Origin of the sequence: Pseudoalteromonas sp. SR45-6 (assembly GCF_014163545.1) — a bacterium.
Classification (GTDB): domain Bacteria; phylum Pseudomonadota; class Gammaproteobacteria; order Enterobacterales; family Alteromonadaceae; genus Pseudoalteromonas; species Pseudoalteromonas rhizosphaerae.
Window position 1 is genome coordinate 75,473 of sequence record NZ_JACJDM010000001.1, and the last position, 25,157, is coordinate 100,629.

21 protein-coding genes are annotated in these 25,157 nt (G+C 40.4%); 5 read left to right on the forward strand and 16 right to left on the reverse strand.

The genetic code is table 11. From position 1 onward, the window contains the following. Positions 1-5: 5 nt before the first annotated feature. Positions 6-1,532: an MFS transporter gene (locus H5158_RS00420; protein ID WP_182718893.1), complete on the reverse strand. Its 1,527-nt coding sequence runs from the start codon at positions 1,530-1,532 to the stop codon at positions 6-8. A gap of 43 nt (positions 1,533-1,575) precedes the next feature. After that, positions 1,576-2,904: a GH1 family beta-glucosidase gene (locus H5158_RS00425; protein ID WP_182734311.1), complete on the reverse strand. Its 1,329-nt coding sequence runs from the start codon at positions 2,902-2,904 to the stop codon at positions 1,576-1,578. Positions 2,905-3,225: 321 nt separating this feature from the next. Here H5158_RS00425 and H5158_RS00430 point away from each other — a divergent pair, with 321 nt between their 5' ends. Then, complete coding sequence (locus H5158_RS00430) at positions 3,226-5,802, forward strand: exo 1,3/1,4-beta-D-glucan glucohydrolase (RefSeq protein ID WP_182739220.1); 2,577 nt, start codon at positions 3,226-3,228, stop codon at positions 5,800-5,802. A 71-nt stretch (positions 5,803-5,873) separates the two neighbouring features. Here the strand turns inward: H5158_RS00430 and H5158_RS00435 are convergent, their stop codons facing one another. The 3 genes from H5158_RS00435 to H5158_RS00445 all read right to left on the reverse strand — a co-directional run bounded on the left by H5158_RS00435 (position 5,874) and on the right by H5158_RS00445 (position 11,986). Then, on the reverse strand, positions 5,874-7,364 hold the full coding sequence (locus H5158_RS00435) for a tryptophan halogenase family protein (RefSeq protein WP_182739221.1): 1,491 nt from the start codon (positions 7,362-7,364) through the stop codon (positions 5,874-5,876). Positions 7,365-7,371: 7 nt separating this feature from the next. Further along, positions 7,372-8,907 (reverse strand): tryptophan halogenase family protein, encoded by a 1,536-nt coding sequence (locus H5158_RS00440; protein ID WP_182739222.1) that lies wholly within the window; start codon positions 8,905-8,907, stop codon positions 7,372-7,374. 106 nt (positions 8,908-9,013) lie between these two features. After that, positions 9,014-11,986, reverse strand: a complete 2,973-nt coding sequence (locus tag H5158_RS00445) for a TonB-dependent receptor (RefSeq protein WP_182739223.1) — start codon at positions 11,984-11,986, stop codon at positions 9,014-9,016. Between the two features lie 483 nt (positions 11,987-12,469). Here H5158_RS00445 and H5158_RS00450 point away from each other — a divergent pair, with 483 nt between their 5' ends. Then, positions 12,470-12,934, forward strand: a complete 465-nt coding sequence (locus tag H5158_RS00450) for an N-acetyltransferase (RefSeq protein ID WP_259398525.1) — start codon at positions 12,470-12,472, stop codon at positions 12,932-12,934. A 59-nt stretch (positions 12,935-12,993) separates the two neighbouring features. On the opposite strand, the gene H5158_RS00455 is transcribed toward H5158_RS00450, so the two are convergent. Both H5158_RS00455 and H5158_RS00460 read right to left on the reverse strand, forming a co-directional pair. After that, positions 12,994-14,043 (reverse strand): GGDEF domain-containing protein, encoded by a 1,050-nt coding sequence (locus H5158_RS00455; RefSeq protein WP_182718898.1) that lies wholly within the window; start codon positions 14,041-14,043, stop codon positions 12,994-12,996. A gap of 220 nt (positions 14,044-14,263) precedes the next feature. After that, on the reverse strand, positions 14,264-15,157 hold the full coding sequence (locus H5158_RS00460) for a TIGR01777 family oxidoreductase (protein ID WP_182718899.1): 894 nt from the start codon (positions 15,155-15,157) through the stop codon (positions 14,264-14,266). 134 nt (positions 15,158-15,291) lie between these two features. Here H5158_RS00460 and H5158_RS00465 point away from each other — a divergent pair, with 134 nt between their 5' ends. After that, positions 15,292-16,332 carry an AI-2E family transporter gene (locus tag H5158_RS00465; protein WP_149980992.1) on the forward strand — a complete coding sequence of 347 codons (1,041 nt, stop codon included), beginning with the start codon at positions 15,292-15,294 and terminating at the stop codon, positions 16,330-16,332. A 12-nt stretch (positions 16,333-16,344) separates the two neighbouring features. Here H5158_RS00465 and H5158_RS00470 read toward each other — a convergent pair whose 3' ends face one another. The 5 genes from H5158_RS00470 to H5158_RS00490 form a co-directional block, all read right to left on the reverse strand. Next, a complete protein-coding gene (locus H5158_RS00470; RefSeq protein WP_149980993.1) occupies positions 16,345-16,755 on the reverse strand; it encodes a hypothetical protein in 411 nt (136 codons plus the stop codon). Beyond that, the gene (locus H5158_RS00475) at positions 16,742-18,079 is read right to left on the reverse strand and encodes an ATP-binding protein (protein WP_149980994.1); all 1,338 of its coding nucleotides are present in this window, start codon (positions 18,077-18,079) and stop codon (positions 16,742-16,744) included. Before H5158_RS00475 ends, H5158_RS00470 begins: the two co-directional genes overlap by 14 nt. Beyond that, a complete protein-coding gene (locus H5158_RS00480; protein ID WP_058558569.1) occupies positions 18,073-18,747 on the reverse strand; it encodes a response regulator transcription factor in 675 nt (224 codons plus the stop codon). Before H5158_RS00480 ends, H5158_RS00475 begins: the two co-directional genes overlap by 7 nt. Positions 18,748-18,750: 3 nt before the next feature. After that, positions 18,751-19,014: a PepSY domain-containing protein gene (locus H5158_RS00485; protein WP_145233630.1), complete on the reverse strand. Its 264-nt coding sequence runs from the start codon at positions 19,012-19,014 to the stop codon at positions 18,751-18,753. 218 nt (positions 19,015-19,232) lie between these two features. Then, positions 19,233-19,535: a YciI family protein gene (locus H5158_RS00490; RefSeq protein WP_182718901.1), complete on the reverse strand. Its 303-nt coding sequence runs from the start codon at positions 19,533-19,535 to the stop codon at positions 19,233-19,235. Positions 19,536-19,851: 316 nt separating this feature from the next. Between H5158_RS00490 and H5158_RS00495 the strand changes: the two genes are divergently transcribed. After that, complete coding sequence (locus H5158_RS00495) at positions 19,852-21,276, forward strand: sodium-dependent transporter (RefSeq protein WP_182739224.1); 1,425 nt, start codon at positions 19,852-19,854, stop codon at positions 21,274-21,276. A 66-nt stretch (positions 21,277-21,342) separates the two neighbouring features. Here the strand turns inward: H5158_RS00495 and H5158_RS00500 are convergent, their stop codons facing one another. Next, complete coding sequence (locus tag H5158_RS00500; protein WP_145233636.1) at positions 21,343-21,984, reverse strand: CPBP family intramembrane glutamic endopeptidase; 642 nt, start codon at positions 21,982-21,984, stop codon at positions 21,343-21,345. A gap of 60 nt (positions 21,985-22,044) precedes the next feature. After that, positions 22,045-22,638 carry an inner membrane-spanning protein YciB gene (locus H5158_RS00505; RefSeq protein ID WP_145233638.1) on the reverse strand — a complete coding sequence of 198 codons (594 nt, stop codon included), beginning with the start codon at positions 22,636-22,638 and terminating at the stop codon, positions 22,045-22,047. Between the two features lie 174 nt (positions 22,639-22,812). Here H5158_RS00505 and H5158_RS00510 point away from each other — a divergent pair, with 174 nt between their 5' ends. Then, on the forward strand, positions 22,813-23,082 hold the full coding sequence (locus H5158_RS00510) for an HU family DNA-binding protein (RefSeq protein ID WP_145233641.1): 270 nt from the start codon (positions 22,813-22,815) through the stop codon (positions 23,080-23,082). Between the two features lie 60 nt (positions 23,083-23,142). On the opposite strand, the gene trpA is transcribed toward H5158_RS00510, so the two are convergent. Both trpA and trpB read right to left on the reverse strand, forming a co-directional pair. Beyond that, the gene (gene trpA / locus H5158_RS00515; RefSeq protein ID WP_149980999.1) at positions 23,143-23,973 is read right to left on the reverse strand and encodes a tryptophan synthase subunit alpha; all 831 of its coding nucleotides are present in this window, start codon (positions 23,971-23,973) and stop codon (positions 23,143-23,145) included. Then, positions 23,970-25,154 carry a tryptophan synthase subunit beta gene (gene trpB / locus H5158_RS00520; protein ID WP_145233645.1) on the reverse strand — a complete coding sequence of 395 codons (1,185 nt, stop codon included), beginning with the start codon at positions 25,152-25,154 and terminating at the stop codon, positions 23,970-23,972. The genes trpA and trpB overlap by 4 nt, the downstream gene beginning before the upstream one ends. Between the last annotated feature and the right edge of the window lie 3 nt (positions 25,155-25,157).

Consider the following 25,157-nt stretch of genomic DNA (forward strand, 5'->3'; position numbering starts at 1 on the left):
ATAATTTACACATTACTGCGTCTAAAAGCCAAGTCTTCCGTGATTTTCTGCGTCATTGCGGGTGTCAACGGATAGATAAGCATCAAGGCGGCACCTAAAAAAGCAAATGCTGCGGGGATCCAACTCATTAATAGTTGCATGCCAGGTAATGATTGCGTAATGGTTGCTTCGTTCATGCCGTTATAGCCATAGCCTGCCAATACCACTAATACTAATGCCCCAGCGAAACCGCCGCCAGTTTTTTGCACAAACGTCCCTGCGGAATAAATTAAGCCCGTGGCGCGGCGTTTATTTTTCCACTCAGAATAATCGGCAGCATCCCCTAACATGCTAAAAAACAGGGTAGGCATCATGGCAGCAAAAAATTCAGCTGCACACCCAAAAGTAAATATGGCAACAATGTTGTCAGCAGGCACCCAATAAAATGCTGTGGTTAATAAGCCACTTAATATTAAAGAGATGATAAATAAATTACGTTTGCCTATTAGTTCGGCAAGTTTACCAGTGGCAAGAGCGCCGAGGATAGACACCACTAATAACGCAACGAAGTATTGGCCTGCCATCAGTTCGCTGCCAACCTGATATTTAAAGTAATAAGCAATTACACCATACTTTATACCGTTGAACATCATGGTCAAAAAGCCCATGCCTAATAAAATTAACCAAGGCTTGTTGGTGAGCAAATCAACCATATCACGTTGAGTTCCGGTGAGATTTTGATGATCTTTGTTGAGTAATTTTTTTATCACAACAGTCATCATAGTCATGATAAATGCAAAAAATAGCCCACTGTAGATTTCGCGATAATAAAAGAACAAGGTAGTTGCCAATAATGGCAGAATAATAAAGGGTAAGTTTTTAGTTAAATCTTTGAGCTCTGATTTTAAATTACCACTGGTTGTTTTGTGGGGGATTACCCGCTCTTTGGTGCTAACAAAAGTGATCACCATCAAAACAATTAGTAATGCTGCAAATAAGTACATGGTTAACTGATAACCTTTGGCGTTATCGCCATCGCCAAAATAAGCAACCAGTTCAGGTAAAAAGCCCATCACTAATAAACCGCCTGCAAAGGCTCCGGCAAAGCGAAAACTCGATAGTTTCGTGCGCTCGGTATCGTCTGGACTCATTACTCCCATTAATGCAGAGTAAGGCACGTTACTCACCGTATAAGCTAACGTTAAGCCTATGTAGGTAATGTAGGCGTAAATTAACTTGTTGGTGTCATTGAAATCAGGTGTGGTGAAACACAACACCATGAACAGTCCTAAAAAAGGAGCAGACCATAAAATCCACGGTCTAAATTTACCAAACCGAGTGGTGGTTCTGTCTGCAATCATTCCCATAATGATATCGGTTACACCATCGGATAACCTAACCACCAAAAATAACATAGCTGCGGCCGCAGCCGATATGCCAAATGTGTCAGTGTAAAATACTGCTAGGTAGGCAAGTGCACCTCGCCAAACCAAGTTGGCTCCGGCATCACCCATCGCATAACCGATTTTTTCGTATAAAGGAATTTTGTTCACTGTGTGTTTCTTATTGTTGTTTTTAAAGGAGCACTAGCTAAGTTTACCGGCTAGTAATTAAACTACTATACGCAAGGCCACTGGCTTTTACAGTACGTTGTTGAGTTTGATAATCAACATAAACGATACCAAATCGCTTTGAATAGCCTTCAGCCCATTCAAAGTTATCCATTAGGCTCCATGCAAAGTAGCCATGGATCACCACACCTTGTTCAGTTGCGTTATGCAATGCGTTTAAGTGTTGCTGATAGTAAGCTATGCGATCTGAATCGTTAACTTTACCATCTATCATCTTGTCGGCCATTGCTGCGCCATTTTCAGTAATATAAATCGGTGGTAGGGTATATTTCTCATTTAACGATACTAATAATTCAGTAAGTGCTTGCGGGTAAATTTCCCAACCAATATCAGTTAATAGGCCTTGATGTGGGCGCTCGTCATAAAAATCATCAGCGCTTGCTTGGTAATGTAAACGCGTATAAAAATTAACGCCAAGGTAATCTAATGGCTGCGCAATAATTTCCATATCACCGGGGTGAATATCTGGACGCTGCTCTGCTGGAAGTTGCTCAATAATATCTGGGTATTTGCCAGTCATTACAGGGCGCATATACCAATGGTTAATATAATCATCAGCAAAGGCTGTGGCTTTAAGATCTGCGTCACTTTGTGTTACCGGGTAACAGGGAGTAAAGTTGAGTACGATACCATTAAGTGTCTGTGGGCTATTTTTAGCCAGCATTTGCATCGCTAAACCATGACCTAGTAATAAGTGATGGGCAGCTTTTCGGCCAAATTCCCGACCGACAATACCTGGGGCATGCACACCAATTTCATACCCTAAATAAGAGCTGCAAAAAGGTTCATTTAAGGTTGAATATGAATAAACACGATCACCAAACGCTTTGCTAATAAGATCTGTGTAGTGAGCAAATTCATAGGCGGTATTACGATTTAACCAGCCGCCTTGATCTTCTAAATACTGCGGTAGATCCCAGTGATATAAAGTGACAAATACCTTGATGTTGCGGCGTTTAAGTTCATCTAGAAGATCAGTATAAAATTTCACACCTAATGGATTTAAACTACCATCTTGATGCATTACGCGTGGCCAAGAAATTGATAAACGATAGGCATCAACGCCCAGAGAATCTATTAACTCAATATCTTGAGGCCAACGAGTGTAGTGTTCACAGGCGATTAGACCATTTGAGTTATCGGCAATTTTATCGTCTTGAGCACAAAAGGTGTCCCAAATACATGGCAGACGATCTGCTGCACCACCTTCAATTTGAAATGAAGCAGTTGCTACGCCAAAAGTGAAGTCTTTGCTCAGTAGCGGCGAGTGTTTAGGTAAAGATAATTGTTTCATTAATAGAAAACCTCTGCTTTCTTTTTATAGTCCGTGATGCTGTTATTTTTAGCTTTTAAAGCTAACATATCTGAAAGCGCTTCCATATTTAATTTGATTAATGCCAATAGATGGTATTTAATGACTTTAAGGAAGCGCTTCCATATTTAGGTTAGTGACTATTTCTTAACAGGTCAACAGTTAAATTTTAATTTCAATGATGACAAAAAATAGTTCTACCGTTGCTTAGATGAATAAACCGCTTGGTCTCGCTTTTGTAATACAGCAGGTACTTAGAGTCTTTTAAGCAGCAATGAGTTGATAATAGATAGGTATATAAAAATGAAAACACACTTACACACAGCTAAGTTACCTACACTAAGTTTGTTAGCTGGATTAGTTACTCTGGCTGGTTGTTCAGCAAGCGAAAGTAAAGATACGTCTCAAAATAATAGAGCTGTTGAACAAATGCAGCAGCAACAATCGCTAGCTATTTGGCCAAAGCTGAATAATGTGGTTCGAGCTGATCCGCAAATTGAGTCTAAGATTGCTCAGTACTTGCAGACGATGACATTAGAGCAAAAAGTTGCGCAGATGATTCAACCTGAGATCCGCGATATAACGACTGATGATATGCGTAAATATGGTTTTGGCTCGTATTTAAATGGCGGAGGCTCATTTCCGAACGCGAATAAACATGCCACACCACAAGATTGGATTGCACTTGCTGAACAGATGTATCAAGCATCGGTTGACGATTCTCTTGATGGCATCGATATTCCTACCATGTGGGGCACCGATGCTGTACATGGTCATAATAACGTGATTGGTGCAACGTTATTTCCACATAACATTGGCTTAGGCGCAGCAAATAATCCCGCTTTAATAGAAAAAATAGCCGCTGCGACGGCAATCGAAGTGATGGTTACTGGTATTGATTGGGTATTTGCGCCGACTGTTGCTGTTGTACGTGATGACCGCTGGGGTCGAACTTATGAAGGGTATTCTGAAGATCCAGAGATTGTCCGCCGGTACTCAGTTGCCATTGTTAACGGCTTGCAAGGCCATGCAGATGGTGATTTTTTAAGTCATAAGCGGGTGATTAGCACAGTTAAACACTTTTTAGGTGATGGCGGTACCGTCGATGGTGACGATCAAGGTAACAATATCGATTCAGAGCAAGCCTTGTTTGATACTCATGCTCAAGGCTACATTGGTGGTTTGTCGGCTGGTAGTCAATCTGTTATGGCGTCGTTTAATAGCTGGCATGGTAAGAAAAATCATGGCAATAAATACCTGCTTACCGATGTACTGAAAACGAAAATGGGCTTTGATGGCTTTGTTGTTGGTGATTGGAATGGCCACGGACAAGTTGTAGGTTGTAGTAACGAAAGCTGCCCACAGGCTGTAAACGCGGGGCTTGATATTTTTATGGTTCCTACGGGGGCGTGGAAACCACTTTATGAAAATACGATAGCGCAAGTAAAAGCCGGTGAAATTGCCATGAGCCGAATTGACGATGCTGTTGCGCGTATTTTAAGAGTCAAACTAAGAGCGGGTTTATTTGATAAACCGAGCCCTGCAAAACGTCAGTTCTCAGGTAAAACGCAGTTAATTGGCGCGCAAGTGCACCGCGATATTGCGCGACAAGCTGTGCGTGGATCACTGGTGTTATTAAAAAACAACAACAATACTTTGCCGATAGCGGCTAATTCACGAGTATTAATTGCCGGAGATGGCGCAGATAATATTGCTAAGCAAGCGGGGGGCTGGAGTATTACTTGGCAAGGCACCAATAACGAAAATACCGATTTCCCTGGTGCTACGTCAATCTTTGCGGGTTTAAAAGCGCAGATCACGGCCGCAGGTGGAGAGGCCATTTTAAGTCCTGATGGACACTTTACACAAAAACCTGATGTGGCGATTGTGGTGTTTGGAGAAGAACCTTATGCAGAAGGCCACGGTGACAGGGATAATCTTGAGTTTGAGCGTAATAATAAAAAGTCGTTAGCGTTATTAAAACAGCTTAAATCAAAAGGCGTGCCGGTCGTATCGGTATTCATTTCAGGTCGACCAATGTGGGTTAACGCTGAGTTAAATGCCTCTGATGCGTTTGTCGCCGCATGGCTACCGGGTACAGAAGGACAAGGTGTGGCCGATGTATTATTAACTGACGCAGGAGGTGATATTCAGCATGACTTTACTGGTAAATTGTCGTTTTCATGGCCAAAATCACCACTGCAAACCGCAGTAAATAGAGATGATGTAGACTATTCGCCACTATTTCCTTATGGCTTTGGTTTAACCTATACAGATAAAAATACCCTGGCAGATAATTTAAATGAAGACTCAGGTGTTGATATAGCTAGTTTGCCTAATATGGCTATTTTTAATGGCGTGCTGACTGATCCATGGCGATTGTTTTTAAAGTCAGCACAGCAGCAAGTTCAAGTAGCTAGCAATAGCGTTGAATTAGCTGGTATTAGTTATCGTACTGAAGATAAAAATATTCAAGAAGATGCAATGGCATTTGTATTTACAGGTATAGGCCTTACTACAGCCGAAATCAATAGTAACTTCACTGAAGATAAAGTGGCTTATATCGAAGCAAACTCAGCGCTGAGTTTTGATTACAAGATAAATAGCGAATTTGCTGCTCCATTATTTGTTGCTATGAGTTGCGAGCATGGTTGTGGTGGACGTGTTGATATCAGCGCAGAACTCAAAAAGGCTACATTAAATAGATGGCAAACACTCAGCATAGACTTAACCTGCTTTACTGAGCAAGGCGTTGATTTTTCAAGAGTGACTAGCCCATTTTCATTACAGATCACGGGTAACGGTTCGGTTTCTGTGGCGAATATCAACTTTGTGCCAGAAGGAGCAAAACAGGCAACAATTATCTGCCCAGATAGTTAACTTAGTCTTTGATTTTGTTGTGTTGTGCAAAGCCCTTTACGTTTTTAAAGGGCTTTTTATGCTCACTCAGATTATTCAGCAAGACAATATTGTTGTAAGAATGCTTTATGTGTTGGCAATTGTGCCACGCGTTGAGCAATTTGCTGTTTGATACTGTTCAGAAAGTGGCTTAACTCATCATCACTCATCAGGCTTGCAATTAAATGGTATTGTTTGGGTTTGAGACCTTGACCCAACATTACTTGCACCCATGAGTCGACTCTAAAAATATCGCCGTCATCTAAAAATACCCGCCCAGTTTCTTTGAATAAACTAATTTTATGAACAAGGGTATCAGGCACTTCCATATTTTTACAATGACGCCAAAATTCGCTATCAGTGCGATCAGTGACTTTATAATGCAAGACAATAAAATCACGAATGTTTTCAATCTCACTTTTTAGCTGTTTGTTGTATTCGTGGATTGCTTGTTCGGTAATACCATCAAATGGAAATAGCCGGATAAAGCGAATAATGCCCGACATAATTAAATGAATACTGGTAGATTCAAGGGGTTCAACAAAGCCACTGGCAAGCCCCAGAGCAAGGCAGTTTTTGTTCCAGCCTTTGCGTCGGCGGCCAGTTTTAAATTTAATTACTTTGGGTTCAGTGAGAGTTTCACCTTGAATATTACTGAGTAAAAGCTGCTTTGCATCAGTATCGTTTAAATAACGGCTACAATACACTAGACCATTACCTACGCGCTGTTGCAGAGGAATTTGCCACTGCCAGCCTGCATCATGTGCAATTGAGCGGGTATAAGGCACTATATCATCGCTAATGGCTCTAGTTTGTACTGCAATTGCGCTATCGCACGGCAGTAAGTGTGACCAATCTTCATAGCCGGTATGCAAAGCCTGTTCAATAAGTAGTCCATTAAAGCCGGTACAATCAATAAAAAAATCACCATTTACGATACTTTCATCTGCAAGAGTTAGGCTGTTTATGAAGCCCGAAGTGGCGCATTTATTAACGTGGATTATTTTTCCCTCTAGACGTTTAACCCCTAGTTGTTCTGAAAATTCACGTAGGAATAATGCATAACGACTCGCATCCATATGAAATGCATAATTAATTGGATTTTGCTGATTAAAAGCACACTTACCTTGTTTAGCTGCTTGCAGTTCATAACAGTAATCACCAAACTCGGATTCAAGTCCTAATGTTAAGCTGTGTAGCCAAAAATGATGAAATTCACCTGCCCAGCATTCTTTGCCCGTCATGCCAAATGAGTGAATATAATCGGTGTTTTTTTCGCCCCAGTTTTCAAAACTGATCCCTAATTTAAAGCTTGCTTGGGTAGCTTTCATAAATGCTTGCTCATTTATGCCAAGTAATTTATGAAAAGTGCGGATCGGTGGAATAGTAGCTTCACCAACACCAACCGTAGCAATGTCGTCGGATTCGATAAGGGTGACATTGATATTTTTACCAACGAGTTTACTGAATGCAGCCGCAGCCATCCAACCAGCTGTACCACCGCCAGCGATCACCACATTTTTTATAGGTTTGTTGTGTGTCATTGTCAGGTTAAGCCTTATTGTTTAAAAGTTGATTTAATAATGCGCGATTTGTTGGTAACCCTTGTAAGTATTTGGCAATTTTTTCACGGTTTTGCTGATAAAAATACTGCCCAGCTTTAGCGTTATTAAAGGTATTTTCTGCTGTTGTATTTTGCGTGTGAAAGCCCATTCCATACAATACATATTGATAGCTGGCAGAGGGGAATACCTCTTCGTTTTCAATTAAATCAAACCTGCTTGGTGGTTGATATTGCCAAAGTGCCAGCAATTCATTCAAACGAGTAGGAATGCTCGATGGTTTTTTTATATCACGCCAGTATTGACTATCATCACGTTCACTTAATATGTAATGTAACTTTAAAAAGTCGATTACTCGCTGCCAGCGATAACTAAAGCGCTGATTAAATCGTTTAGCCAGCAAGTCCATATGAGTACGGTTTTGCGGCATTTGTTCGCTTAACATGCTGATTGAAAGCTCCACCATCGCCAGTGCTGATGCTTCAAGTGGCTCTATAAAACCTTGCGACATACCAACAGCAACACAGTTTTTTACCCAAAACTGTGTGCGGTAACCAGGAAGAAAACTCAGCTTGCGAGTTTGTATTTGCTCGGCGACTTGTTCACCAACAGATAGCGCAGCATAGCTCTTTAAGGTGTTCACAGCGGTTTGTTCATCGCAGTATTTATCGCTATAGGTATAACCGATACCACGACGACTCGGTAGACCAATATCCCAGATCCAACCATGTGGCTGCGCCGTTGATAAAGTGGCTGAGGCGATCTCTTGTTGATTATCGTTATAAGGGAGATGTGCAGCGATAGCGCTATTATTAAAAAGAATATGATCTTGTGTGATAAGCGTTGCGCCATAGTGCTCACCAATCAAACGCGCCCGAGCACCGGTACAATCAATGAATAAGTCGCCGTCTATGTCACCGTGCTTTATGGTGGTGAGTGAATGAATATAATCGTCATGACTATTTTTTACTTCGATGACGTCATCAATAATATGATGCACATTGAGTTTTTCTACGCAGTGGTGTTTTAAAAATGTGGCAAACTTACCGGCATCAAGATGATAGCCGTAATTAGTGACCGCCGCGTATTCTGGTGTGTGTAACTGCTTAGGTGCAAGTGCTGCTTGGCAAACAAAGCTTTGCATATTAACGGCGTCGGCATATTTTTGAGTGCTTGCATGATGTTGCCAGTAAGCGTGTAAATCGGTTTCTAAATAGCCTTCGGGAGTCATAAACGGATGATAGTAGTTTTCGCCTATATTTATGTTACGCCAGTTTATAAATTTTGAACCTTGCTTAAATGAAGCATCGCAGTGACGTATAAAATCTATTTCTTCGATACCAATTCGCTTGAGCGTATTGCGCATAGACGGCCAAGTGCCTTCGCCTACACCTGAAATAGCAATGTTTGCAGACTCTATTAAGGTAACCTTTTGTTTAGGGTGTTCAGCGGCTAATAGCCCTGCACTTAGCCAACCTGCTGCGCCACCACCTAATACCACAATGTGTTGTATTTTATTATTCATTGTGTGCTCTGTTGTTTTAATAAAATTGCTATTAACCTGCAACGCAAAAAGCCGCTAACAACTAGCGGCTTAATACTCATGGCGTTAATGAGTCAATAACCCTTGCTTAGAAGTTATAACGCATACCAATATTATAGCGTGCACCATTTTGTTCTAAATTCCATAACTGTGCTTCATACCGGCCATGTTGGCGCATATTTTGTTCAGTAATGTTAAGCCCTTCGACAAAGAACGACATTTGTTCACTGTAGTTGTAAGCAATATTAAAATCAATTTGGTAATACTCTTCTGTAAAGCCCGGTTCGTTAACGTAACGGGCAGCACTGTTTAAGAATTTATCACGCCAGTTATAGGCGATACGCGCCTGAAACTTATCGTTTTCGTACATGGCTATAAAGTTAGCTGTGTCGCTTAAGCCAACAAGGGCAAATTGTGTGACGGTTGGATCAGCGGCTACATTATAATCAATATCACCATTTACTATGGTGTAGTTAGCTTGTAAGCCAAAACCCGTGTCGCCAAAGAAGTGTTGTACGGCAAATTCATAACCATCAATTTTGGCATCTTTACTGTTGGTTGGTACTTGTGCCGTAAAGTCCATCAGTGGGTCATCACTGTTTGGTAGAACGTCGTAAGCGGCTTCAAATTCTTCATAGCTCATCGAGTCAAATGCTACACCATTTTCCATTGCAGCGACCATTTGGAATAAATTTGAATCAGTAAACGCAAGACCTTGTGCCTCAAGCTCTGCTTTGGCTGCTTGTGCTCTTGGACCCGCAGATGCATCGCGTAAGCCGTAGTAGTTTTGAGTCATTGGTGATAGACCAATAAAATTATCTACTTTTTTATTAAAGTAACCAATCGACACATAACTTAGATCAGTGAAGTACCACTCAGCAGATACATCAAAATTATTCGATTCAAGTGGGACAAGGCTAGGGTTACCAGTTGCTGCTGGTGCATTAGTGGTGCCTGGAATGATCGAAGGGCCGGTAGGTACACCTACCGTTGCCGCAGAACTTAAATTGTCGTAAGTAGGGCGGGCAATAGTGGTACTGTAAGAGGCGCGAAGAGTCACATCCTCAATAACGTTAATGTTAAAATCTAAGCTAGGTAAAAAATGGTTATAGCTTGAGCTCAAGGAATAGTCATCTTTATTGGTGCCGTAACGCACATTAAAGTCGTTGTTACCTTCCCATGCAACTGCATCAGGTAAATCAATATTAGCAGTTGAGGTAATATCGGTTGTTTCATAGCGCGCACCAATCACAAGGTTAAATACCATACCATTGATTTCGTTACTGTAATTATATTGTACAAATGCCGCTTGAATATCTTCTTCAATAGTGCGATTTGTTGCAAAGGCGCCATCAGCCGCAAAATTGAACCCGTATTGATCTGCCGCCCAGTAACCAATCTGTGAAGCACTACCGGTAAAGCCTTGATCAAACGAACCACTGGTATCGTAATCATCAAATTCGGCTAAAAAATTAGTTGGATCTAAATAGCCATCGGGTAGTTCACCAGGGTTTTCAATGCCCCAGTTACCCATTGTATTACGTGTTAGCGATTGTAAAGAGTGACTTTCCATTGAGCGTGACTCAATACCAAAGTCGATACTGCCGTTGTCTATGAGATAACTACCGTGTAGTCGAAATTCATCAACGGTTGATTCTTGACTTGCAAAGTTTGCATCTAAAATTGAGCTACCTACATCAGCTTGATCAAGCGCTCCTGAGCAGTTTAGATTTGTGCGACTACAGTCATCGAAATCTATTACCATAGAGGGTAAGTCACGGCTAAAGTCAACTTGTTGTGCGGCCACGACATTGGCACCTAAGCCTGCATTTATCCAACTACCATAAGGCGCATCGGGTTTGCTGGTGGCTTTTGAGCTGTGGGCATCAAACGTAAAGTTCAGTTGATCACTAAAGTAGTATTGAAGGTTTAAACCGATTGAATTATTTTCGTTTACTTGATTTTGCTCTTGTAATGCTAAGCCTAAGTCGCGAGTGGATAAGTCGCGGCGTTCTTCACGGTAATAAATAGGTGTTTTAACAGCATTGTCATCAAATGTTAAATGGGTTTTATAGTTGTCCATCCAAATTGATTGCTCTGCACGGGCTTCAAATAACTCTTGCTGTGAGTAAGTATAATCAAGTGTTGCGGTAAACGAGTCAATAGGGCTGTATTGCAATGTTAATTGAGCATTAGTACGAGTTCGCTCACGATCTGCAATGGTGTAGCGCAAGTCTGATGGCATTGAATAATACTGGCCCATCGCAGGAGCATTTTCTAATACAATGTCATCTGCTGCTTGAGGGATGGTGCCATCATATTCTGTGGTGCGCCATTCGCCAACAAATGCCCCGGTTGCTGAACTATCACGCTGTTGCATACTTGCTGTGAGTGAAGCACCAAATTTAGCATCTTCATCTGTCCAGCTAAAGATCCCTGAAATTTCTGGAGTAACATCATCGCCGACACGGTTAGTTGTATCGTGCTGTGCTTTAACACCAATATTGGCAACTAGGCCAGGGTTATCAAGCGGACGAGCAGTATTGATATTAATGGTTGCACCAATGCCACCAGATGCGATGCTTGCTTTACCTGTTTTATATACTTCCACTGATTTCACACTTTCTGAGGAAAGATTAGCAAAATCATAGGCTCGAGAGTTTGGAGCACCACCACCAGCAGGAAGAGAGGCCGCAGGCATTGTACGTCCGTTTAATGTCACCATATTATAATCTGGACCAAAACCACGCACCGTCACTTTAGAACCTTCACCATTGCTGCGGTCAATTGAAACACCGGTAATGCGTTGCAGCGATTCAGCTAAATTAGTGTCTGGAAATTTACCAATGTCTTCTGCAGAAATGGCATCAACAACCCCAGAAGAGTAACGCTTAAGCTGAGTTGATTCTTTGATACTGCCTTTAAAACCGGTGACTTGAATCACTTCTAATTCACTTTGTTGTTCAACCTCGGCGGCAAACGTAGACATAGTGGTTGCGGCACCTAAAATCAAAGATAAGCTGGTGGCTAACTTTGTTTTCATTAAAATATGCTTGGACATTAGACTTCCCTCGTACTGTTATCATTATTATTTACTCGCCACAAAAATGCGGCGGTATCACTGTGTGTGGAAGCGCTTCCATAGTGGCTTGTATTAATTTCTGTGGAAGCGCTTCCAGAAAGGCTAGTGTAATTTTTATGTTGCGTCAACAACTGTGTTTAATTTATTGCAGCTAAAATGTATTAAATTTGTTTGTTTGGATGTGGTGTTTATTGTTTTATATATAATTATCGGTCAATTATTTTTTATTTTCATCTTTGTAACTTTATTAGGTAAATGAGTGTTCGCATGGTTTTTATGCCCATAAATATGAAAACAACTGAACTTAAACGGGAGGCTAATTGAATGATGGAGTAGCAATTAGCATAAGTAAAAAGTACCTTATTGTTATTATCTAATTGCGGTTGGTATATTTATAACGTATTGTTTGTTATCAATTAACATGGAATATATCGTACTTCCCGAGATTAAGTAAGAGTCGTTATGTTGTTAACTCACGTCAGAAATACCCACATAAAAGAAATCATGTCATGGTTTTTAAATGAAGAAGAAGTTCATGCATGGGCTGGGCCTAATTTTAGATACCCGTACGATTTTAATTCTTTCAAAAAGGGTTTAAAACTTGATGAAATAAACTCATTTGTATTGCTTGCTGATGATAATACGCTAATGGCTTTTGGTCAGTTTTATTTACGTATTGGTCGTTGTCATCTAGGTAGGTTAGTGGTTAACCCTGAGTATCGTGGTGGTGGCATTGTAGCAACACTAATTACGCAGCTCAGTGAACTAGGTCAATTAACTTTAGCTACGCAAACATGTTCTTTATTTGTATTAGCTCATAACAAAAGTGCGATTAAAGCGTATAAAAAACTTGGCTTTGTGCTTGCTGATTACCCAGAGCCAATACCACTTGCTAATTGTTTGTATATGACAAAGACACCAGGCTAAGTTTAATCAGTGGTTATACTCAGTGGACTCAGTGCTTAAAAAATTACAATTCAGTTCGGTTACATAACACCGTTGGCAACATGGTCGGTTTGTTGATCACTAATAACCACTTGATCTCGGCCTTTTGCTTTAGCGATATATAAGCGTTTATCGGCTTGATCTAACAGTGTTTTAATTGAAGCATTGGCATCATAACTACTGCTAATTCCCACACTTACTGATAAATTAATAGTGTTTCCTTTAAAACGTAAGCTATGCCCTCTAATTGCATCACAGAGTTTTTGAGCAGTTACCTGAGCTTGATTAAGAGATTGATCAGGGAGTAATAAAGCAAACTCTTCACCACCAATTCGCGCAGCAATATCGTTATCATTTAGCTGTGCCATGATATGTTGCGCGATCCATTTAATAGCGGTATCACCTGTGCTGTGACCATATTTATCATTAACACTTTTGAAGTAATCAATATCGATCATAACTATCGAAAATGATTGCTGATATGCAACGCCTTGTTTGAGGAGTTTTTCACCTTGCATAAAAAAACCACGTCGATTTAAGAGGCGGGTGAGCACATCGTGATTGACTAGTCGCTGAAGGTTTTCTTCAATATTTACAAATAATAAAAACGGCAATACCAAAGCTGTAGCAGTCGCTAGAATGACATGGCTTACTAAAATTATTTGTAGCCAAAGACTATAATCAGTTGCAGAATTACTAACCAAAGGAGCTAATAACATAAATGCTTGTATATACATGATCAAACAATGGCTAATAAAACAGCCGGACAAGATTTTTTGTTGCATTGGTGCTACGCATTTCATCTTATGAACTAAACATGCGCCGTAAATAAAGAGTGTTGCAATAACAATACTTGTCACCAATTGGCCTGCTGTAATAGCATAGATTGGTAGTAACACAATTGCACTGACAATCACTAAGGTTAAAAAGTGCCGGTTAGTATTTTTAGTGAGGTTAGTTACTTTCTGCAAACCAATAAGAGCGAGTATAGGACTAATTATGATGCACATATCAGCCAGATAGTGCGTAATAAAAGGGTTATCGAGCACTATTCGCAGGCATGCTAAAATTTGCGCGGCCACAAATACCATACACGACCCGCCTAAGTATAAATAACAGGGTTGTTTTTTATAATTATAAACGGTAAAAAAAAGCCGCCGATCAGGACATTCAAAAGTAATGATATGCTCATCACAGTAGGTAAATGTAGCATTATGAATCTGCCTTGTTTAATCGAGCTGCTTTAGTCACTGTTGTTATAATTATTATGTATTAGTATTTAAATAGCAAGGTAGTATTAAATTGCTGCATTTATTGTAATAGGTTTGTAAGTGCACTGTCTAATTTTTTATAACGAAAGCAATAGTTGCTATCAAGTGCTTTAGTTGGTTGTACATATTGTCCGTAAAGCAGCAAATCTGCCATTTCACCCATTACTAATTTTAGTACCCATGCAGGCATAGTTATTTTTGCTGGTCGATTTAATACCTTACCTAAACTTTGACTAAATTCGCTATTTGATACAGGTGTTGGAGCGGTCATATTAATTGCGCCGCTGAGTTGCACGTTATTGATAATATGTATAATTAAATTAATCATATCCTCGATATGTATCCATGACATGCCTTGCTGGCCATCAGCAATAGGACCACCTAGTGCTAATTTAAATGGTGGTAACATTTTGGCTAATGCACCACCATTGTTAGCTAAAACGATACCGGTACGTAATAAACATACTCGAGTATTGACTGATTCTGCTTGCAGGGCGGCTTGTTCCCAATCATGGCATAGTTGATGACTAAATTCAGGGGTCACATCAACAAAGCTTTCGTCAATTACGGTGGTTGATTGGCGACCGTAAAATCCGACCGCACTGCCTGATATAAAAGTATGCGGCGGTGTATCGCATTGGTTAATTGCAGCGCTAATTTGTTGAGTGAGCGAAATACGGCTGTCTCGCAGTATTTGTTTTTGTTTGTCGCTCCAGCGTTTATTTACGATGGGTTCACCGGCTAAATTAATAATGCAATCGAGATTATTAAAATCAACCTCTTCAAGGGAGTCAGTCGCATGAATGTTCTCACCTAACAGTTTTGTCGCATTTGCAGGATTGCGGGTGAGTACTGTCAATTGATGGTCTTTGTTCAGCTCAGGGCACAAATGAAGACCGATCAGGCCTGTTGCGCCGGTTATTAAGATATGCATAGCAGTATAAAACTCTTTTAGTAATTATTTATTGGTTATACGTAGGGTAGGCTGCTTTGATCACTTTGCAAATATTTCATTCTACAGACTTTTCACATACACTAGCTGCAGTTTATATTTTAAAGGATTGTAGTTTGGCTAGTTTAACTGGGGTAAACAAAAGTTTAGTTATCTTTGCAGCGTTGGTGGTTGCTTTAGCCGGTATTAAAGCGGCAAGTGTAATTGTCATTCCGTTTGTACTTGCAGCATTTATTGCCATTATTTGTAGTCCTTTATTAAGTTTTTTTGGTCGGTACAAAATACCTAAAGGCATCGCGATTATGTTAGTGATGTTGATGGTGGTTGGCTTAGGGGTTAGCCTTGCAAGCTTAGTCGGGCAATCATTGACTGACTTTTCACAGCATTTACCTGAATATAAAAGTAAGTTACAGGATGAGTTTATTTGGTTGGTTGATGTTGCTGCCAAGTACAATATTTTGCTCAATAAAGAGCAAGTTATATCAATGTTCGACCCGGGAAAAATGATTGATGTTGCCACCGGTATGCTGACTGGCTTAGGTGGCGTGATGGCAAATTTGTTCTTAATTATTTTAACTGTGGTATTTATGCTTTTTGAAGGGCCTATGCTTAGTCATAAAATTCATATGGCATTAGACGATCCTGATATGAAAATGCAGCAAATAGACCGTTTTTTAAATTCTATTAATTCTTATTTAGCGATCAAAACAGTGGTGAGTGTTGGTACTGGTGTATTAGCCGGGCTACTACTGTGGATCTTAAATGTTGACTACTTCGTGTTATGGGGAGTAATGGCATTTATGTTTAATTACATCCCTAATATTGGCTCTATTATTGCCGCTATCCCAGCTGTTTTATTAGCTTTGATCACACAAGGACCCTTGGTAGCAGGGATCGTAGGTGCAGGTTATTTAACTATTAATACCGTGATGGGTAATATAGTCGAACCAAAGTACATGGGCAAAGGTTTAGGGTTGTCGACCTTAGTGGTATTTTTATCACTGATCTTTTGGGGCTGGCTGATTGGCACTGTAGGTATGTTATTATCGGTGCCACTGACGATGATTGTTAAAATTGCCCTAGAAACCAGTGATGAAGGACGTTGGTTAGCGACTCTTTTGGGTAATGGTGAAGAAATTGAGTCACCGTCTAAATAGCCACACTGGTGGTTAGATAGGTTGTTTTAATACAGTGATGTGCTGCTCTAACATACGCAATTCACAGCGTTTATATACAATAGCAGCTTGGGTGGCGTTAGGTACTTTGTGTAAATAACGCCATTTACAGCTGTCTTCCACGTACTTATCATGACTAATAATGCTACGTTTAAAGATTGGTAGTAACTGAGTGTTACCGCTATCTTCTTGGATCTTATTTAAATCTAAAGTGATTTTATTTATCCAGGTTTGTTGAATGCGGGTTAAGCTTTCTATTTGTTTATCTAAACATTGAATATATTTTTTAGCTTCATCAGGTGTTGCTTGCTCAACGACAGTACATTGCTCTTCTGCTGCAAACGTTGTTGTACTCAGTGCTAAAAGTAGTGCTGAGATTGTTGTTAACCGACTATTTTTTATCATTATAGTTAAACTCTAAAATAAATTTCGCGCCGCCTAAGGTATCAGCATCTAAAATAGTCAGGGTACCGTGATACGACTTTACTAAATCTGACACAATCGCCATACCGACACCATGCCCGCTTTCGTAGGTGTCCAAGCGGGTACCTCGAGTAAGTAAGGATTCGCGTTTATCAATCGGCACACCGGGCCCATCATCACTAATAGCGATGGTGAGATTGCGTTTTTGAATGACTTGGATATCGACTTGTGAACGACAAGCTTTACAGGCGTTATCAATTAAGTTACCGAGTAGTTCGAGTAAATCAGTTTTGTCACCTAAAAAGTAATCTTTGTCTTTAACCGCATGGGTAAAAATAATATCTTTATCGCGGTAAACTTTACTCATTGCATTGAGGATTGAATCGAGCACCGGCTTAATGGCTGTTTGTTTTTTCCAAGTATCAGATGCACCTGTTGCAGCACGTTTTAATTGGTGTTCGATCATCACATTTATACGGTCAAGCTGCTCTTGGGCATCGGCATCGTTGGCAAGCGGGCTCGATTTTAATACTGCCAGTGGCGTTTTAAGTGCGTGAGCTAAGTCACTTAAAGACGCACGATAGCGCTCTTTTTGGCGTTGCTGAGTTTCGAGTAATAAATTTAAATCGGCTTTTATGGTTTGCAGCTCAACAGGATAAAGTCCTTTAATTTCTTGAATATCACCCGACTCAATGGCTTTTATTTCTTTATCCAGTCGTTGCAACGGCCGCGCGCTCCACACAAAACCCACAGCCATTAATGCTGCAATGGCTACACCCATGACGTACATCCAGTTTACAAGGGTTTGTTTAAAACCATCCATTAAGCGCAGTAGAGCATCATTGCGTTTTAATAAAATAAAGCGAGCATGCTCTGACTGGTCAATGTTATTTAAAATAACGGTTAGGCTAAGTTGCCAATACACGGTATTTTTATATTCCACACGACGAAAATCGGCAGCGCCTGCTTTGGTTTCTAGTTCGTCAGGCACAAAGTTAACATTTACCGCCGACTCAGAGTGCCATACAGGCTGCTCTTCACGATAGATCATCGCATAAGTATCAGAGTTTAAACGATTCAATTCAGGAGCTAAAATAGTGCTGGGCATGATAATGCCGCGCTCAGTAAAATCGACTTCTGAAATTAAAGAATATAAATGGGCTTCGAGGGTTTTTTCGGTGGCTTCGACTAATGAAGCGTAGTACGCCTTACCAATAGAGAAGAATAGGATAGGTAAAGCGACTAATAAAACAAAGACAAGGATAAATCCTTGCCTTACTTTTAACGGTATTTGCGATGCTACCACTGACTTTTAAGCCTGTAACCGCGTCCGCGTAGTGTTTCTACTGGATTTAAAGTACCATCAGGGTCAAGCTTTTTACGTAAGCGCAGTACGAATACTTCGATTACATTTGAATCTAAATCAAAGTCTTGATCATATATGTGCTCTGTAAGCTCAGATTTAGAAATCACTTTTTGTGGATTAACCATTAAATACTCAAGCACTTTGTATTCGTATGCGGTGAGACTTAGTTCTCGGTCATCAACCCACACTTGTTGTGAGCGGGTATGAATTTTAATAGGCCCAGCAGTCATTTCAGGATTTGCTTTACCTGCGCTACGACGAATTAACGCATTACACCGCGCTATTAACTCTTCAACATGAAATGGTTTAGTTAAATAGTCATCAGCACCAGCATCAAGTCCTTCAACTTTATCTTGCCAACGGTCACGTGCTGTTAAAATCAGGATTGGAATGGTGACCCCTTGTGCACGGGCTTTATTGATCAGTTCAATACCATCGATTTTTGGTAAGCCTAAATCAACTACCGCCATATCAAGAGGATATTCTGTGATGTGAAATAAACCAGCTTCGCCATCATGACAGAGATCGACACTATAACGTTCTTTTTCTAATGCATTACGCAGATTGTCTGCTAAGTGTAAATCATCTTCAATTACTAAAATTCGCATTTCTTAATCCTTCTTCACTTCGCCGGTCTTTTTATTGACATGAACGTCGACGACATGGCCGTCCGATTTTAATATTCTTACAGTATAAATATCGTTAAGTACGGTAATTTTAAGAGTTTTACCATCTTCGACTTTTTTAGCAAGCTCAACAGCTTGTTTTTTATTGATCTCAGCTTTATTGACTTGAGATGCAGCTTGGCTACTAGTCGAAAAAACACTCGAAAATAGCACAGTGATGGCGACGCTGAGAGCTAACACAGTACGCATGATGAGAAACTCCTAAACCAGACCTGAATAGTTTAATGAACCAAGTAGCTATAATTCAAGTGAAAAATCACTAAATCTGATGATTCAATGCAACAGAGTTTAATTAACATCCGGTGAACAAACACTGAATTGTGGTGATTTGGCTCTAAGTCTTATAGCCATTGCATTAAATTCTGGTTCATTTAAACAGTGTAATCCAGTTTGGTTGTTGGTTTTACTTAGCCAGGAAAAACTTTCTTAAACGGTTTAACTTGTGAGTTTTCATATACGCCACCGTTTACGTAAGGATCTGCTGCAGCCCATTCGCGAGCCGCTTCTAATGAGCTAAATTCTGCAATCACTAAAGAGCCAGTAAAACCAGCGTCAGCTGGCTCGGCGCTATCAATGGCAGGTAATGGACCTGCTGTCAGTAATCGGCCTTGCTCCTCTAATTCTTGCAAGCGTGCTAAATGAGCAGGGCGGGCGGCTTTTCTTAATTCTAAGCTATTTTCAACATCAGTTGAGTAAATCATATACAACATGGTGTGTTCTCTGGATTTCAATATTATTGGAATTATGCTGATATTAGCACAGCAAAATTAATAGGCGAATAAATTGCGATTAGTTTAGAGTCTTACTAAAGCGCGAAAGCTTTACGCAGTTTTTAGTTAACTTTCGAGGCTATAAACTGATGCTGCGATTTAATCACTGTTAGCTTGAACAAATTTTAATCTTAAAAGAACAACAACCTCTAAGGTTTACAGTATCATTATATTTTTAAGTGGAATCTGCTTGAAAAGCCCAGCACAACACTGGTAGAGTCGCTTGAATGGTACAAAATAATAATAAGGTTTTTAAATGAGCGATACTCGTGAGCATTTTAGCTCCCGCCTCGGATTTATATTAGCAGCTGCTGGCTCTGCGGTCGGTATTGGTAACTTGGTTGGTTTTCCAGTCTCAGCAACAAAAAATGGTGGTGGTGCATTTTTGCTCGTTTACGCGCTATTTGTTGTGTTTATTTGTTTGCCGGTAATGATGGCAGAGATGGCAATGGGACGCCAAGCACAAAAAGATCCACTAGGCTCTTACAAGTTATTATCAGGTAATGATGCTAAGTGGAGTTTTGCTGGCTTTTTAGCAGTATTAACCCCGTTTATGATTGCAGTGTTTTACATGGTTATTACAGTCTGGATTTTTGGTTACTTAAGCCAAGTTGCGGTTGGGAACTTAGATGTGTTGGCTGATCCAAAAAGCTTTGGGGTGTTTATTAATAGTTCCAGCGTGTTTGCGTATATGGCTGCCGTGGCATTAATTGTTAATTTGATTTTAGTCGGTGGTGTTAAGCAAGGGATTGAAAAAGCAGCTAAGTTTTTAATGCCCGCATTGTTTGTATTGCTAATCGCATTAGTGGCGTATGTACTGACACTGGACAATGCTATTGCTGGCGTTAAGTACTATATTATCCCTGATTTTTCTAAGATGAATGCCAGTGTCTTGAACGGTGCATTAGCGCAAGCGTTTTTCTCATTGTCGTTGGGCATGGGTATATTAATGACTTACGCTTCATATATCTCGAAAAAGGATGACATTGTTGGCAGTGCTAAAATGGTTGCACTGACTGATTCACTGGTGGCGTTTATTGCTGGTCTTATGGTGCTACCAGCTATCTTTAGCTTTAACCCAGATACTGATCCTACTAAATTGTCTGACTCATCTGTGTCGATGATTTTTGAGTTTTTACCAAAGATTTTACTCGCGCTACAAACTGATATTGGCTATGTTGGTGCATCAATTGTTGCGTTTGTGTTTTTCTTGCTGGTATTTTTTGCTGCAATTACCTCGTTGGTATCCATCGTTGAGGTGCCAACAGCTACGCTAAGTGACCGTAAAGGCATAAGTCGTAAAATGGCGTTACTGATATTAACTGGTAGCATCGGTGTACTGACAGTGTTATGTACTATGTCGTTTGGTATGGTTGAAGGGTTAACTTCATTTACTAACTATGGTGGAGCGTCTAAAAGCTTATTTGATATTGTGTATGATGTATTTTACGACACTATCTTGCCATTGAATGGTTTAATGGTATGTTTATTCGTGATGTATCGCTGGAAAAAAGTACGTTTAAGTGAAGAGCTAAGCCAAGGTTGTCCAGGCTATGCAGGTAGCTTTACTGAAAAATACGTTAATTTTTCGCTATCAACCTTTATTCCGGTAATTTTAGTAGTTATATTTATTAATACCGTAGCGACTAAGTTTTTTGCTATGAGCATTTTCGGTTTTTAATTAATACAACTAATTGAGCTTCCCATAATTAAGCCGTGTTAAGTATCATTAGCACGGCTTTTTCAGTTAAGAGATTGTTGCCGAATCTAAGTACTGACCTATTCCTAATGTAAACATCCACAGTCCCCATAAGCTGTGTTCGATAACGCAGACAAACGTGGAGCGGCTTTGAGCATAGGTAAATGCAAATAATAACCCGCCTATAAATGCCAGTAGTACTGCCACCCAATTAGCATAAACAATATGCGCTAAAGCAAATACTGTGGCGCTAACAATTATGCGCACCGTTTTTTTTGGCATGATGCGTTTATAACGATGAAAAAAATAAGTTCGAAATATCAACTCTTGCGGCATGACTGACAATAATGGATAGAACGCGAGTAACATTAACCAGTCATTAAATGAGTTTCGAGGCAGCATAAACCAATTACCTTGATTAATGATCCCGTAAAAAACCCCTGAAAACAGTGCGCCGATAAAAAAGAAACTAAACAGTCGGCGTTTCACTGCGGAAAATTGACCAAGGCTGGTAAGTCTAAAGCGTTTAAAGTGGGGATCGCCTAGCAGCAACATACCGCAGACACTCATTAACACGATTAACGCGGGGATCAGCCAATTAGCAAGGTAGGCACGAAGGTAAAAACCCAGCAAAGGAAGGCATACAAATATAAAGGTAAATTCAAACCAGCGGTATTGATTGGCGTTCAAGGTCGTCTCAGCGTGATTTTGTATACTAGGCTAACAAGCTAAGACGACATATTTATGACATTAAGAGCGCTTTTTATTGTCTACTTTGGGCTCATCTTCATCGGGTAAATATTTATACAACATGATGATAGTGGCAAAAAGACTGACAAATGTGATCCCCATTAAGCCAAACACTTTAAAGTTAACCCAAAAATCGAGAGAAAAGTTATAAGCGATATAGATATTTAACGCTGATATTCCCGCTGTGATCGCTATCCACAATATGTTGAGTTTATCCCAAAGCGACTCAGGTACGGTAATTTCTTGCTCAGAGTCTGATGCATTATTTAAAATGGCACTGAGTGCTTGTTTAACTAAATTTTTACCAAGAAAGTAGCGACTGATCAATAAGCTTAATGAGAGCACAGCGTAGATGATAGTGGCTTTCCACTTCACAAATTGTTCATCATGAAACACCAGCGTAAGAGTGCCTAAAATCACTGCAATGGCAAAAAATAACCATTGGCGTGTAGGTACTTTGCCTATTTTAAAATAAGAATAAGCGACCTGCAGAAAAGTGGTGCCCATTAATAATGCCGTTGCCCAGTAAATATCAACTAACTTGAATACCGCAAAAAATAAAATTAGCGGAATAAACTCAATTATTGCATGCATAAAATGCCCAAAAATTTAAAACCAAAAATAGTTGCAGAGGTTGTATCAACTTATTGTGTTGTTTACAAGGTTGACTTAGTAGTTACTAACCCTTAGCCTGCGTGCCTTTGTATTCAATCATTACCAAAATCTGCTGAACAGTGACTGAGTAAGCGGTATTTTTAGGAGCATTTTATGAATAAAGCACAACTGATTAGTGCAATGTCTGCACACAGTGAATTAACTAAAAAAGATTCTCAAGCGGCTTTATCAAGCATGCTTGCAGCCATCACTAAATCATTATCAGAAGGTGATCAAGTGCAAGTAAATGGCTTTGGCACGTTTGCGTTAAGTTATTATCCCGCACGTACAGGACGCAACCCACAAACGGGAGAGGCAATAGACATTGAAGGCGCTAACAAGCCTGTATTTAAAGCAGCAAAAGCGTTGAAAGAGAGTCTTTAACGCGTTTGATTACCAGAAAAGGGCCGCAACAGGCCCTTTTCTTATTTTCGAAGTATGAATTTACAGCGCAGTTGCAGCTTTCATGCTCGCTACGAACTGTTGTAAACCACTGAGCATAGCTTGAGGGGTATCGAGATTCGCTTCAATAATTTTCACTACCGCCGAGCCAGATATAGCACCCGCTGCACCGGCATTAAGTGCTGCTTTTACATCATCAGGGGTTGAAATCCCAAAACCTAATAACGCAGGGGCGCTGTGGTATTCTTTTAGTTTAGTGACAATTGATGTCGCCGGCATTTGTGCTTTAGTTTCTGTGCCTGTTACACCCGCACGAGATAGCAAATAAGTATAACCACGGCCATAAGAGGCACATTCGCGTAAAGTGTCATCAGGTGCGTTAGGCGTGGCTATAAAAATGGGGTCAATGCCATTACTCATTGCCGCTTTGCGAAACATTTTAGATTCATGAAGCGGCACATCTGCAACTAGAATTGAGTCAACGCCAACTGCTTTGGCATCTTGGTAAAAAGCCTCTAAACCGCGTTTAAAAACTAAGTTCGAATACAACAATAAACCAATTGGGATATCAGCATTGTACTGGCGTACTTGTTTGATGATATCAAAGCAATCTTGGGTATTTATATTTACTTTAAGAGCGCGAATATTGGCAGCTTGAATAACTGGGCCATCTGCTATTGGGTCTGAAAATGGAATACCCAGCTCTAAGCCATCAGCGCCGCCATCAATTAAGCTTTTGATTATTTCAACGCTCAGTTCTTTATTTGGATCGCCAATTGTAACAAACGGCACAAATGCACCTTGATTTAGCTCGCTTAAACGGGCGAACATTTTACCGTAGCGGTCTGTTTTTTGAATTGCTGTCTGGCTCATAACTGATCCCCTTTAGAAAGTACATCCATAACGTGTGATAAGTCTTTGTCGCCGCGACCACTTAAATTCACTACTAAAATTGACTCTTCAGTTTGCTGCTCTGCATACTTCAGTGCATAAGCTAGTGCATGACTTGATTCGAGCGCAGGAATAATCCCTTCGTTTTTAGCCAGTAATTGGAATGCTTCTAATGCTTCGGTATCTGTAATACCCACATATTGCGCACGGCCAGTTTCATGTAAAAACGCATGTTGTGGGCCAACAGCTGGGTAATCAAGACCCGCTGAGACAGAATATGATTCCTCAATCTGGCCATCATCATTTTGCATTATATAGGTATAAGTACCGTGCAAAATACCTTTGGTTCCTTTACAGATTGTTGCACCGTGCTCGTGGGTATCAAGCCCTTTGCCAGCGGGCTCTACGCCAATGAGTTTTACACTTGGCTCGTCAATAAAATCTGTAAACATACCAATGGCGTTAGAGCCACCGCCTACACAAGCAAGCACCGCATCAGGGAGGCGACCTTCAGCTTTTAATACTTGTTGTTTCGCTTCTTCACCAATCACTTTTTGGAACTCACGAACGATGGTAGGGAATGGGTGAGGACCTGCAGCAGTACCAAGTAAGTAATGCGCTTCTTTATAATTTGCTGACCAATCACGAAGCGCTTCGTTTACGGCATCTTTTAATGTGCCAGAGCCTGCAGTAACCGGGATCACTTCAGCGCCCATTAGTTTCATTCTAAATACGTTTGGTTGTTGGCGTGCCACGTCTTTAGCGCCCATATAAATACGGCATTTTAAACCAAGTAATGCACACGCAAGCGCCGTTGCAACGCCGTGTTGGCCTGCGCCTGTTTCAGCAATAACTTGTTTTTTACCCATGCGTTGAGTTAATAGTGCTTGGCCTAACACCTGATTCGTTTTGTGCGCGCCACCGTGCAGTAAGTCTTCACGCTTTAAGTATAATTTTACTTTTGGGTTTTTAATTAAGTTACGCGTTAATGTCAGCGGCGTAGGACGGCCAGCATATTCATTAAGTAACTTTTCCAGTTCAGCTTGAAAAGCCGGATCTGTTTGCGATTTATTAAATTCGTTTTCGAGTTGTTTAAGTGCTGGTACTAGCAATTCTGGGACAAACATGCCGCCAAATTCGCCGAAATAAGCTGGATTATTCATATT